The organism is Shewanella sp. 10N.286.45.A1, from assembly GCF_041470405.1.
Classification (GTDB): Bacteria; Pseudomonadota; Gammaproteobacteria; order Enterobacterales; family Shewanellaceae; genus Shewanella.
The window spans coordinates 1-12,511 of record NZ_JBFRMK010000039.1 but is presented as its reverse complement, the minus strand read 5'-3'; the positions used below and the strand labels follow the sequence as shown (position 1 = coordinate 12,511).

Below are 12,511 nucleotides of genomic sequence, written 5' to 3'. Positions count from 1 at the left end.
ACTAATCCTTCACTAGGCGAGCGTAATAAAAGCCGTCCATATTCTCTTGTCCTGGAACAATTTGCCAACCTATATCCTGCGGGTTGGGTTGCTCTTCGATAGGCACTAAGGTTGCATCAGCAGTTCTTGCTAAAAAGGCGCTAACTTGATCTTTGTTTTCTTGTGGCAAGATAGAGCATGTTGCATATAAGAGTGTGCCACCTGGCTTTAACCACTTCCAGCAGTGATCAAATATTTTGGATTGCAGTGCGGCTAACTCTTCAATATCGTTGTTTTTTCTGAGCCACTTGATATCAGGGTGACGACGAATAACACCGGTTGCAGAGCAAGGTGCATCGAGCAAGATACGATCAAATTTATCACCTTGCCACCAAGAATCAATATTCGATGCGTCGCCATGGATGAGTTCAGCTTGTAGCGATAATCTATCTAGATTCTGTTGCACTCGCTCAAGTCGTTTGGCATCAAAATCTACTGCAACTAGCTTAATATCCGGAGCGAGTTCTAATAAGTGACAGGTTTTACCACCAGGTGCAGCACAAGCGTCGAGTACCAACTCTTCCCCTTGTGGGGCGAGTAGTGTTGCTGCCCATTGAGCGGCACCATCTTGAACTGAGGCTGAACCCGTTTCAAAACCTGGCAGTTGCATCACATCTCGAGGACTAGACAGTAAAATAGCATCATTGCTACTACCTGCTGTAGCTTCAACGTCCATATCGGTCAATGCACTGAGATAGGCTTCGCGAGTTTGTGATTGCTGGTTGTTACGCAGCCACATAGGCGGTCGTTGATGGCTCTGTTCTATAATCTGCTGCCAGTTTTCAGGATACGCATCTTTTAGGCGTTTGATGATCCATGCTGGCGTATTGTAGGCAAGCGTATCGTTGTCGGTCGCTAGTGGTTTCTCTTGGCGTTGAATAGTGCGCAGTACCCCATTAACAACCTTGACTAAGCCTTCAAATTTTAATTGGCGACAAGCTTCTGCAGTTTCTGAAATCGCAGCGTGACTAGGGATACGTGTGAAGTAGATCTGATAACAGCCAACCAAAAGTAGCTGGTGAACAATACGCTGTTTCCCTTTGAGCGGTTTGCTCATACAGTCACTGACTTGTTTGTCGAGCTGGGGTAGATGGCGCATGACACCATAGCAAAGCTCTGCTAACAGTGCTTTATCTTTGCCACTTTCTAGGTGACGTTGCTGATCGGGCAGGGCGACAGAAAGTGAAATGCCTTTTTCTAACACCTGAAATACCACTTTCGCGGCTAGTGCTCTTAAGTTTATTGCCATTAGCCTTGGTCATCCATTGCATTGTTGAGTTGAGTGCCTGGTGTGAACCAATCGGCGCGAGAATTGAGAATATCAGCAACACTAAGTGGTTTCTTGCCGGGGAGTTGCATCGTAGTGATGGTTAACACACCGTCTCCGGTCGCAACCTCAATACCGTTTTTATCGGCAGAGATGACCGTTCCTGCTGTTGCAGTTGAAGTACTATCACTAACATGGCTTTGCCAAACTTTTATGGTATTACCAGCATGTTGATAGTGGCTTACTGGCCATGGATTAAAAGCTCTGATTTCACGCCAAAGGGCTTGGGCTGATTTAGACCAATCAATTTGTGCTTCCTCTTTTGATAACTTCTCTGCGTAGTTGGCTAGGCTCTCATCCTGTTTTTCTGCTGGTAATGTATCAGCCGCGATGCCCGCTAATGCTTCAACGAGAGCACTTGGACCTTGTTCGGCGAGCTTTTCATACAGAGTGGCTGAGGTATCAGTATCTTCAATTTTTAACTGGGTCTTTAATAGCATGTCACCGGTGTCTAGACCAATATCCATCTGCATGATGGTAACACCTGTCTCAGTATCGCCAGCCCATAAGGCACGTTGAATTGGCGCTGCTCCACGCCAGCGAGGTAGAATAGAACCGTGCACGTTGATACAACCTAAGCGTGGGGTATCAAGCACTACTTTCGGTAAGATTAAACCGTAAGCCACTACAACCATAATATCGGCATTAAGCGCGGCTAATTCTTGCTGGGCGGTTTCATCGCGTAATGACTTAGGTTGTAACACTGGAATATCATTTTCGAGTGCCAATGCCTTTACCGGGCTAGATTGTAGCTTTTTGCCACGACCTGCAGGTCGGTCTGGTTGGGTATAAACTGCAATCACATTGTGCTGTGATTCGATAAGCGCTTGAAGGTGGCGAGCGGCAAAGTCTGGCGTACCGGCAAAAATGACATTAAGTGGTTTCAAAAATTTATCCTTGTTTTGCTTCTAAGCGAGCGGCTTTTTCTAGCTTTTGCTTAATACGTTGGCGTTTCAGTGGCGATAGATAATCCACAAATAATTTACCCGCTAAATGGTCGAGTTCATGTTGCAGGCAAATAGCAAACAGCCCTTCAGCTTCTAAAGTAAACTCATTACCGTCTCGATCAAGCGCTTTGATGGTGACAAATTCGGCACGATCTACTTTTGCATAGATACCAGGAACCGATAAGCAGCCCTCTTCATTACAGAAATCACCGCTTTTGGCAATTATCTCTAAATTAATGAACACTTTTGGGCGATCGATCTCATCTTGAAGATCCATTACGATAAGTTGATGATGAAAATCTACTTGGGTAGCCGCTAGACCAACCCCCTTTTCTTCATACATAGTCTCGAACATATCGTCGATTTGTGTCTGTAGAGTAGCGTTAAACTCGGTGATTGGCTTTGCCACTGTACGTAATCTTTCATCTGGAAAACGTAAAACTTTTAATAAACTCATACCTAAACTCTTAACAAGTCTGTCAAATCTAAACCAGTTAGTTATACTGGCTCAGGCTAATGGCTCAATTTTAGTCCTTAGCGGCATTCAATAACAGCAAAAGCTCTACTTATAATCTAATAAAGAGCAAATAGCATGGATACCCTGATGAAACGGTTACTATTACTTGCTTCACTTATGCTTGGTTGCACCTTCGTTTTCGCTGATACTTTGACACTGAAGTCTGGACATCCTGAGTCCTATGTTGTTAAAAAAGGCGATACTCTTTGGGATATATCAGCTTTTTTCCTAAAAGATCCTTGGCGTTGGCCTAAATTGTGGGGCGCTAACCCGCAAGTGGCTAACCCACACCTTATCTATCCTGGTGATCGATTGACGCTGGTGTTTATTGATGGTGAGCCCCGCTTAGTGGTCAAGCCTCATTTAAGCAAGAGTCCTGCTGGGCGTGTGTCACCCAAAAATGGTGCCATTCCTGCTATAGACCTGTCACTGATCCAACCCTATTTGCTGCACAATCGAGTCGTTGAGGCCAATTGGTTTGAGCAGCAGCCGATGGTTATGGGCGGTGAAAGCGAATCTCGCCACCATGTGGTATCCGATATTGTTTATGTCCAAGGTGAGCTTACCGTTGGTGATAAATTTGGTATTTATGCCAGCGGCCGTGAGTTTGCCAATACTGATGGCGAAGCACTCGGGCTTGAAGCTATTTTGACTGCAAGTGGCCGGGTTGTTGAGTCTGGTCCGGTATCGAAAGTCGAGCTGTTAAGTAGTTTACGAGAAACTAAAGCGGGTTATCGCTTGCTGCCAATTGAAGATGACTCATTAATGTCAGCCTACTTTATGCCAAGAGCGGCACAATTGACCGCTCCAACTACAGTGTTGGCCTCTGGTATTGATGTGCGAGCAATGGGCAAATTTGATGTTGTTTACATTGACCGTGGTGATACCGATGGCGTTGAGACTGGGCAAGTGTTCTCAATATTTAAAGAGGGTGATGTGGTGGTGATAGATGGTGACGGAGTGCCTGTACCACCAAATGACCGTACTCGTTATGAAAAAATGTTGGCTGGGATCTCAGCTGACAATGCGGTACAAATGCCTGATCTGTATCGTGGCAAGCTAATGGTTTTCAAAGTTTTCGAAAAAGTCAGTATGGGGATTATCTTAGTAAATGAGCGCCCAGTAAGGGTCGCTGATAAACTGACTATTCCTGATTCGCTGATAGCGAGCGAGTAGTCTAAAGTTAAATCTGTGCAGTGATATTACTGCGCAGATGACTTGAGGATAGACTATTAATGAAAAGCTGGTCGACTGGCTAGTTGTTTCTGCTGTATCCGGGCTAGGACCCGCTCGGATTAAACAATTGATAAATTACATGGATGTGGAAGAGTTAAGACAAAGATTAACGCATGAGCCAGATGCATTGCCTTTGCCTGAATCTTTGCTTCGCTCCAACCTTACTCCCAATTACGCTTTAGTTGACTCGGCACTCGAGTGGCAACAGCTGAGTGAACATCATCACCTGTTATGTTGCGACGATCCTCTTTACCCCCCCTTGCTTAAACAAATTAGCGATCCTCCTAGCGTGTTGTTCGTTAAAGGTAACGCTAGTGCTCTTCTTCGCCCAAGTATTGCTATTGTTGGCAGCCGAAATGCCACCCCAGGTGGCTTAAAAATGGCGCATGCTTTGTCATCGCAACTTGTTGAGCAACACCTATCTATCACCAGTGGCATGGCGCTAGGTATCGATGGTGCAGCTCATCGCGCTGCAATTGAGAATCATGGCGTATCCGTTGCTGTTCTTGGTACTGGTGTTGAAGTTATCTACCCCAAGAGACATCAGAATATTTACAATGGAATTCAAACAGATGGTTGTGTTATTAGTGAGTTTTGGCCACAAACTAAGCCATTTTCTGGCAATTTTCCGAAACGAAACCGCATAATTAGCGGTCTAACTCTAGGAACCCTTGTTGTAGAAGCGGGTTTAAAAAGTGGCTCATTAATCAGTGCGAGATTGGCTAATGAGCAGGGGCGCGAAGTATTTGCATTACCTGGTAGTGTGCTAGGCGGCCACAGTGAAGGTTGTCATCAACTGTTACGTGATGGGGCTAAGCTGGTGGAGTCTGCCACTGACATTTTAGAAGAAGTTGCGGTTTTATCTGGTCTTCACCTTGAAGAAGTCAAAGCCAGTCACCATATAGAGGAGGAGATAGTCTCTGATTTGCCATTTGCTTCGCTGTTAGCTAGTGTAGGTTATGAAACCACAACGATCGATAACGTGGTTGAGCATAGTGGAAAAACCATAGAGCTAGTATTGGAGCAGTTACTTGAACTTGAGTTACAAGGTTGGGTTACTGCTGTACCCGGTGGTTATGTAAGACTTAAGAGGAGCTAGCCATGTTTGATATCCTCATGTATCTATTCGAAAACTATGTGCATAGTGAAGTTGAGTTTCTTGTCGATGAAGACGAACTCACAAAAGAACTAACGCGTGCCGGGTTTCACCAGGCAGAGATCATTAAAGCACTAACTTGGTTAGAAGGTTTAGCTGAGTTGCAAGAGGCGGGAACACCGTACCTTTGCAATCATGATCAGCAGTCTTTCCGTATTTATACTAAAGAAGAGATTAATAAAATAGATGTAGAAAGTCGCGGCTTTCTGCTGTTTCTTGAACAGATTAAAGTACTTAGTGTTGAAACCCGTGAAATGGTTATTGATCGAGTGATGGAGCTTGATGAAACGACGCTAAATTTGGATGATCTTAAATGGGTTATCTTAATGGTGCTATTTAATGCACCTGGCCATGAGTCAGCTTATGAGCAGATGGAAGATCTGATTTTTGAGCAACCGGATGGTCGATTGCATTCATAAGAGTTTATTGTGGTATCAGATAAAAAAGGAGGCTTATGCCTCCTTTTTTAGTACTGGAATTCACGCATATTTAAAAATGCAGGTGATTACTGTCTTGGATGAGATGCTGCGGTTGCAAGTAGTCACGATAGGCGTAACGATTCTGCTTATGCAGTCGTGGCTTAGACTTTTCTTCGCTGTCATCAAACTGTGCCACTTGAGAGGTTAACCACTCAGAAAACTGTTGCTGATGTTGTGTTAAGTCGGCTAATAGCAGCTCATACCCTTCGAAGTAATCTGTTTTTAAGAACTGACTCAATTTCACGTAATCACTATGGTAATGCTCTGCGAGGAAACGCACTGCCATATAGCTCCACTTGTAAGTCATATCAACGCCATCTTTATATTCAGTCGCAAATATTTCTTCTAACGTTGGTGCTTTGTCGATATCGCGTTTGATGATCTTTAGTGCGGTAGGGTTAGTATCACCTTGAGCAATGTATTCAGCTAAACCTTCTGACCACCACACCATCTTGCTAGGGAAGTGTCCAAAACCGCCATATTTCACAAAGTGGCCGTCAAGGTAGTGTACGTATTCATGGTTTAGGTTCCAAATTGCGAATTCAGGCTCTATCCACCATTGGCGATAAGCAAAAAATGTTGCTTGGTTACCGGGTTTTGAAGGCGTCCCTTCGATATACATGCCGCCGTTGTCGGTTTGAATATCGAATATTAGCTGACCATAGTAGTTGTACTGACTCCAGTTTTTGAACGCGACAACTCTCAGTGCTTCATTGTTATCATTTGCGGTTGCTTGCTGCTGTGTTTCAAGGACTTGGTGAAAGTGAGATTCTTGCGAGGTGAGTTTAGTGCAGCTCTCGGCCAGCTCTTGTTCATTGAGGTCTTGCGCCAAGATAAACAATGATTCAGAACAATGGTGTTCAATGGGTAAGCCTTCAGTGAGCTCTGGTACGCGACAAATATCACTATTTTCTTGGCAACGTTCTTGGGCTGAAAAGGTATTAACATGGTAGCCCTTGCTATAGGTATCTTTTGCACTACTCCCTCGTTGAGCTACATCTTGCCTAGCAATGTCGGCCACGGCTTTATCGACAGCAAGCTCAAGTTCAGTTGCCGCGCCATCTTCTGAACCCGGGAGTGCGAGCCTATATAATGCTAACGCCCAATAGGCATTGATTTTTGGCCAATCCTGCTCCGCACGTATACTATTTTCACTCGCCGCAAATTCTAATAATGGCTGATTTAAGTTTGCTGCGATTAATGTCGTATTCAATTCGCCGTCGACATCTTTTCGACTAACGTTAAACAAAAAACCATAGGCCTTTAGTGTTTCTAGTAGCGCGTAATCATTTGCCTGTTGGCTAGTGGACCTTGTTAGTTGTGCCAGCTGATTATTGAGTTGTGGTAAAAGAGTGGCAAGTTGCGCTGCGCGCTCGTTATCAGCCAAGTAGCGGTAAAGGGTCACTGCAAATTGTTCTTGTAGGCGAGCATTTCTGTTTAATTGCCCTGAGTCTGCAAGACTTTTTAGGGCATTAGATAAGCCGACATAGTCAGATTGTTGCAGATCGTCAGTTGGACCGTAATAACTGAATGCACGAAAATAGTAGAGTAAGTTATCAAGTGCTTTAGGATCGGTTGTACTGGCTAATGCAGCACTTGCTTGCTGGAAATGAGATACTGTAAAAAGTGGGTTGGTTTCATCAAATAGCGCACTTTCAGAGTTGGCGCTTATTTGTTGGATTATTTCAGGTGCCACAGCAGGGGGGTTGATAGTGGAGCAACCTGATATTGAGCCTGAGAGTGCCACTATAATCGTTAAAGCAATTTTTGTTTTTGTATTCATTTATAATGCCTTGTGTTTTTTGGATACAATATATCACCGTTTTTTGTCAAAACCTATTAGATGAATACAACAGTCAGGCCAATACTTGGTAGAATAGCGACATACTGATGAACTGAGATAATCATGGCTAAAATCGATCAGCAACTGTTTACAACACATGAGCATGCACTAGAAAAGGAGTATGAACTCTGCCCTAAGTGTGGCTGCGAGTTGTCGGTAAGGCATAGTAAACATGGTGGATTTATTGGCTGTAATAACTATCCAAGTTGTGATTACACTCGGCCGCTCGTGCAGCATGAGTCGATAGAAACTCAAGTGATAGAAGGTTCATCTTGTCCTGAGTGTGCTAGCGAGCTTGCGGTAAAGTCTGGCCGCTTCGGTATTTTTATTGGTTGCACCAATTATCCTGAGTGTAGCCACATCGAAAAGCATGATCAGGCTGATGTCGAGGATGAGATAGCTTGTCCCAAATGCAACAAGGGTCATGTTGAGCATAGAACCAGCCGATTCGGTAAATCTTTCTATGCTTGCAGTGCTTATCCAAAGTGTAAGTTTCTGGTGAACTACCCACCTGTAGCCGAAACATGTCCTGATTGTGGTTTTGGAATACTCGTCGAGCGTAAAGGCGCTGCCGGTATGCGCTTGGAGTGCCCTCAAAAGGCCTGTAAATATAAACGGCCTGTTTGAGTCGGCATGCTAAATGAGCATATTATCTTCCACTAATGCCGCTTTTAAGTAATCATAGCGATATTGCAATGTGTATTGAGCCAAGGTTAAGGGAGACCGATGTTAGAAGTATTGCCAGCTGAAGTAGCTGAAGTTGTTATGGGTGGCGGGGTTATTGCTTATCCAACCGAAGCTGTTTATGGCTTAGGCTGTGATCCTGATAATGATGGTGCGATTAATCATTTACTGCAGGTCAAGCAGCGCCCTTGGCAAAAAGGGTTAATATTGGTGGCAGGAGAATACCAACAACTACTTCCTTACATTGATGAGTCGCAGCTAACTGCAAAGCAACTTGCGTTTGTTCACAGCAAATGGCCCGGACCATTTACCTTTATTATGCCAATCAAAGCCGGTTTATCTAAATTATTAAGCGGTACTTTTGACTCCATTGCAGTGAGAGTGACAGCCCATGAGGGGGTTCGAGCATTATGCGCTGCAATTGATAAGCCTATTGTTTCGACCAGTGCCAATCTATCAGGACAGCAACCAGCGCTATCTCCATCAGCTGTAAAGCAACAGTTTGAAGGGATTATCTCTGGATTAGTGTTAGGGGAGTTAGGTCATCAGGATGCTCCTTCAACTATTATCGATGCCAAGAGTGGCAATATTCTCAGAAAAGGTTAACCAAGGAAACGTATGAGCACACCAGATTCAGCAGTAGTAAAAGCTTTCTTACTCGATCTTCAATCTCGAATTTGTCATGGACTGCAAGCTTTAGATGGCTCTGCCGAGTTTGTCGAGGATTCTTGGAAGCGTGAAGAGGGCGGTGGCGGACTGAGTCGAGTATTGACTAATGGTGCTGTATTTGAACAAGCTGGCGTTAACTTTTCCCACGTTACAGGTGCTTCTATGCCGGCATCAGCAACAGCGCATCGTCCTGAACTAGCAGGGCGTAGCTTCGAAGCGATGGGAGTTTCATTGGTTATTCACCCTAAGAATCCACATATACCAACCACTCATGCCAATGTGCGCTTCTTTATTGCGCAGAAAGAGGGAGCAGATCCTGTTTGGTGGTTTGGAGGTGGCTTTGATTTAACACCCTATTACCCATATCTAGAAGACGTTGTTGGTTGGCATCAAAGTGCTAAATCATTATGTGAACCATTTGGTGATGAAGCTTACCCTAAATACAAAAAATGGTGTGACGAATATTTCTGGTTACCGCATCGTAATGAAACCCGTGGTGTTGGCGGTTTGTTCTTTGACGACTTAAATAAGCAGGGCTTCGATAAGAGCTTCGATTTTATGCAAGCAGTTGGTAATGGTTTCTTAACGGCTTATGCGCCCATTGTTGAGCGTCGTAAAGATACCGAATATGGTGAACATGAGCGTCAGTTCCAACTTTATCGTCGTGGTCGTTATGTCGAGTTTAACCTAGTTTATGATCGCGGCACTTTGTTTGGTTTGCAAACAGGCGGTCGTACCGAGTCTATCTTAATGTCTATGCCACCACTGGTTCGTTGGGAGTATGCTTATACACCTGAGGTGGGCAGCCCAGAAGCAACACTATACAGTGATTATCTTAAGCCACGAGACTGGTTGAGCTTATAGGTTGTTACTCTAAAAACGTAATCAATAGTGGCTAACGGTCATTATTGATTACGCATATGATCCGCTAGTGTAGATATCGCACCATAAATGGCTTGTTGATGCTGTGGATCTTTTACTTCTAATTCAATGGCCGCTTTCATGCAGGTTAACCATTGATCCCGCATCGCTTCATCGACTTTAAAAGGCATATGTCTTGCTCGAAGGGCGGGGTGACCATGTTTTTGTTGATATAGCTGTGGGCCGCCTAACCAGCCACTGAGAAACTCAAATAATTTTTGCTCCGACTCACTTATTGGCGCGCGGTGAATATCGAGTAATGGTTTAGTGTCAGGCTTAGATTGCATCTGCATATAAAATTGTTTGGCAATGGCGCGAACAGTTTGCTCGCCGCCTATACGATCATAGGCATTAGATTGCTGCGGATCTCTTTCATTATTGCCTGTTTTATTCCCCACTAAGCGCTTTAACCAGTTCATTTTGTTTCTTCACTTATTTATCCTGCAGCCATTGTAGCAATATGTGGCCTGAAAATAACTGCATCACAATCGATTGCTACTCACTGCAACAAGGGTAAACTGATAGCCATTTCCGCTAGTGAATCGCAGAGTACTCAACATGACAGATAGATATGCAGTATTTGGTAACCCTATAGGCCATAGCAAATCTCCCCGGATCCACGCCGTTTTTGCTGCAGAAACTCAACAAGCTTTGCACTACGAAGCAATATTGGCACCCGTTAATGGGTTTGAAGCCAGCTTTCGTCAGTTTGCAGCTAATAATGGTTTGGGCGCGAATGTTACCGCGCCTTTTAAGGAGCAGGCTTTTGCTCTATGCGATGAATTAAGCGAGCAGGCGCAACTTGCCGGAGCAGTAAACACCTTATCTGTCTTAAATGATGGCAAAATTCGTGGCGATAATACCGATGGTTTAGGTTTGGTGGCAGATCTACAAAGGCACTTTGGCAGCCTTAAAGGTAAGCGCGTGCTGTTAGTGGGTGCTGGTGGCGCGGCCAGAGGGAGTGTTTTGCCACTACTACAAGCCAATATAGCAGCGTTAACCATAGTGAATCGAACGCAATCAAAAGCAGAGGCGCTGGTTGATATATTTACTCAATATGGTCAAGTCAGCGCTCAATCGCTTGGCCATGCTGATCAGCAGTACGATGTGATTATCAACTCAACGTCATCAAGTTTAAGTGGTGAGTTGCCTAACCTTAGTGCTGAGGTGATTAACGCCAATACAGTTTGCTACGATATGATGTATGGCAAAGAGCAGACGGCTTTTAACCTTTGGGCTACAGAGCAAGGAGCAAAACAAACAGTCGATGGTTTAGGGATGTTAGTCGGGCAAGCTGCAGAGAGCTTTGCTATATGGCGTGGTGTTAAGCCCAGCGTTGAAACCGTTTTAGGCCAGCTGAGAGCTGAGCTTTAGTTGAGATACTCATTGGGAGCGACATGAATCAAAGTATTTTATTTCCTGATCTACAAGATTGGGAGTCATCATCACAGATGATTGTTTTTACTGCTCAGCAACAGGGCATAAATATAGAATGTCGAATTGGTATTACAAAGTTAGCAGCATTATCAAAGACAAGCTTAATCGCTACCGATCAAGACATAGCAACCAAAGCGCTGGCAATGTTTGAAACTTATCGATTTGATATAGAAGAAGAGGTGGAACAACTCATCGAACAAGAGGAGTTCGATGAGCTAGGACGAGTAATTGTCACCTAATAAACGTTTAATTGCCTTCTGCTAAATACTCATTTTTTAGTCTGACATAATTATCTGCAGATTGCGGCAAGAAAGCGAGTTCAGCTTCAGTAAGCGCGCGAGCCTGTTTAGCTGGGCTGCCAACATATAAGTAGCCGCTCTTAAGAGTCTTATTTGGCGGCACTAATGATCCCGCACCAAGAATGACATCATCTTCCAATATTGCGCCATCCAGAATGATAGCTCCCATACCGACTAAGATGCGGTTACCTACTTTGCAGCCATGCAACATTGCTTTGTGACCAATGGTGACATCATCACCAATGATTAATGGTTGCCCTTCAGGTAATGAAGCCGACTTGCGAGTAACATGTAGTACGCTGCCATCTTGAATATTGGTTCTTTTGCCAATAGAGATATAGTTAACATCACCACGAGCTGCGACCAATGGCCAAACGCTTGAGTCATCATCTAAAGTGATGTCACCCACTAAAACACATGCTTCATCTATATAAACATGATTCTTAAGCTGTGGCACGATGCCTTTATACGGGCGTAGTGACTTATTATTTTGCGTGCTTGTCATCCCAAAGTCCTTAAAATAGCTGTTTTTAGCATTATAAAGCTTAAAAAGTGGCTAGTCAGGGTGTTTTATCAGCAAACAGTAATAAAACTGCAGCTTTATTGCATTTTTTCTCATTTAGCCCCTTGCGCTCTGTCAGGATTTCCCTATAATGCGCATCCACTGACACGGCACAGCAGGCCAATCGCTCTTAGCAAAAGCTAGGTAGTACGGGACTTGCAGCGGTGTTAGAGAGTTAAAAACCTTCGGGGATTTGATTCAGGTGACAAACGCTTTAAGGGCTTCGGGTAGTGCTTCTTTTCACGAGAGTGATTAAGAAATCATCGCTTGAAAAACTTCTTAAAATAAGCGCTTGACGCCGCCACTGGAGAGTGTAGAATACGCCTCCTCAAGCCAACGACCTAAGCGTCCGAGGCGTCGATATGAAAGATGACTTCACGCTCTTTAACAATATG

The 12,511-nt window shown here is 44.2% G+C and carries 14 protein-coding genes; 8 read left to right on the top strand and 6 right to left on the bottom strand.

Translation table 11 applies throughout. The features are described from left to right. Position 1: 1 nt before the first annotated feature. Genes rsmB through def form a run of 3 tightly spaced genes read right to left on the bottom strand, consistent with a single transcriptional unit; the run spans position 2 to position 2,770 of the window. Positions 2 to 1,282 (bottom strand): 16S rRNA (cytosine(967)-C(5))-methyltransferase RsmB, encoded by a 1,281-nt coding sequence (gene rsmB / locus AB4238_RS03305; RefSeq protein ID WP_372031295.1) that lies wholly within the window; start codon positions 1,280 to 1,282, stop codon positions 2 to 4. Positions 1,283 to 1,287: 5 nt separating this feature from the next. Continuing rightward, entirely contained in the window at positions 1,288 to 2,253 is a 966-nt protein-coding gene (gene fmt / locus AB4238_RS03300) for a methionyl-tRNA formyltransferase (protein WP_372031259.1), read from the bottom strand. A 4-nt stretch (positions 2,254 to 2,257) separates the two neighbouring features. Beyond that, entirely contained in the window at positions 2,258 to 2,770 is a 513-nt protein-coding gene (def, locus tag AB4238_RS03295) for a peptide deformylase (protein ID WP_372031258.1), read from the bottom strand. A 135-nt stretch (positions 2,771 to 2,905) separates the two neighbouring features. Between def and AB4238_RS03290 the strand changes: the two genes are divergently transcribed. The 3 genes from AB4238_RS03290 to AB4238_RS03280 all read left to right on the top strand — a co-directional run bounded on the left by AB4238_RS03290 (position 2,906) and on the right by AB4238_RS03280 (position 5,641). Further along, positions 2,906 to 4,006, top strand: a complete 1,101-nt coding sequence (locus tag AB4238_RS03290) for a LysM peptidoglycan-binding domain-containing protein (RefSeq protein ID WP_372031257.1) — start codon at positions 2,906 to 2,908, stop codon at positions 4,004 to 4,006. Positions 4,007 to 4,145: 139 nt separating this feature from the next. Continuing rightward, positions 4,146 to 5,165 carry a DNA-processing protein DprA gene (dprA, locus tag AB4238_RS03285; protein ID WP_372031293.1) on the top strand — a complete coding sequence of 340 codons (1,020 nt, stop codon included), beginning with the start codon at positions 4,146 to 4,148 and terminating at the stop codon, positions 5,163 to 5,165. 2 nt (positions 5,166 to 5,167) lie between these two features. After that, complete coding sequence (locus AB4238_RS03280) at positions 5,168 to 5,641, top strand: DUF494 family protein (protein ID WP_372031255.1); 474 nt, start codon at positions 5,168 to 5,170, stop codon at positions 5,639 to 5,641. A gap of 70 nt (positions 5,642 to 5,711) precedes the next feature. On the opposite strand, the gene AB4238_RS03275 is transcribed toward AB4238_RS03280, so the two are convergent. After that, entirely contained in the window at positions 5,712 to 7,484 is a 1,773-nt protein-coding gene (locus tag AB4238_RS03275) for a collagenase (protein WP_372031253.1), read from the bottom strand. A gap of 123 nt (positions 7,485 to 7,607) precedes the next feature. Between AB4238_RS03275 and AB4238_RS03270 the strand changes: the two genes are divergently transcribed. The 3 genes from AB4238_RS03270 to hemF all read left to right on the top strand — a co-directional run bounded on the left by AB4238_RS03270 (position 7,608) and on the right by hemF (position 9,761). Continuing rightward, on the top strand, positions 7,608 to 8,171 hold the full coding sequence (locus tag AB4238_RS03270; RefSeq protein ID WP_372031251.1) for a topoisomerase DNA-binding C4 zinc finger domain-containing protein: 564 nt from the start codon (positions 7,608 to 7,610) through the stop codon (positions 8,169 to 8,171). A gap of 99 nt (positions 8,172 to 8,270) precedes the next feature. After that, positions 8,271 to 8,834 (top strand): L-threonylcarbamoyladenylate synthase, encoded by a 564-nt coding sequence (locus tag AB4238_RS03265; RefSeq protein WP_372031249.1) that lies wholly within the window; start codon positions 8,271 to 8,273, stop codon positions 8,832 to 8,834. 12 nt (positions 8,835 to 8,846) lie between these two features. Further along, positions 8,847 to 9,761 (top strand): oxygen-dependent coproporphyrinogen oxidase, encoded by a 915-nt coding sequence (gene hemF, locus AB4238_RS03260; protein ID WP_372031248.1) that lies wholly within the window; start codon positions 8,847 to 8,849, stop codon positions 9,759 to 9,761. A gap of 41 nt (positions 9,762 to 9,802) precedes the next feature. On the opposite strand, the gene AB4238_RS03255 is transcribed toward hemF, so the two are convergent. After that, on the bottom strand, positions 9,803 to 10,237 hold the full coding sequence (locus AB4238_RS03255) for a group II truncated hemoglobin (protein WP_372031247.1): 435 nt from the start codon (positions 10,235 to 10,237) through the stop codon (positions 9,803 to 9,805). Positions 10,238 to 10,376: 139 nt separating this feature from the next. Here AB4238_RS03255 and aroE point away from each other — a divergent pair, with 139 nt between their 5' ends. Together aroE and AB4238_RS03245 are read left to right on the top strand one after the other, a co-directional pair. After that, positions 10,377 to 11,192, top strand: a complete 816-nt coding sequence (gene aroE / locus AB4238_RS03250; protein ID WP_372031245.1) for a shikimate dehydrogenase — start codon at positions 10,377 to 10,379, stop codon at positions 11,190 to 11,192. Positions 11,193 to 11,215: 23 nt separating this feature from the next. After that, on the top strand, positions 11,216 to 11,494 hold the full coding sequence (locus AB4238_RS03245; RefSeq protein ID WP_372031244.1) for a DUF1488 domain-containing protein: 279 nt from the start codon (positions 11,216 to 11,218) through the stop codon (positions 11,492 to 11,494). Positions 11,495 to 11,501: 7 nt separating this feature from the next. Here the strand turns inward: AB4238_RS03245 and AB4238_RS03240 are convergent, their stop codons facing one another. Continuing rightward, positions 11,502 to 12,059: a gamma carbonic anhydrase family protein gene (locus tag AB4238_RS03240; RefSeq protein WP_372031242.1), complete on the bottom strand. Its 558-nt coding sequence runs from the start codon at positions 12,057 to 12,059 to the stop codon at positions 11,502 to 11,504. Positions 12,060 to 12,511 lie beyond the last annotated feature (452 nt).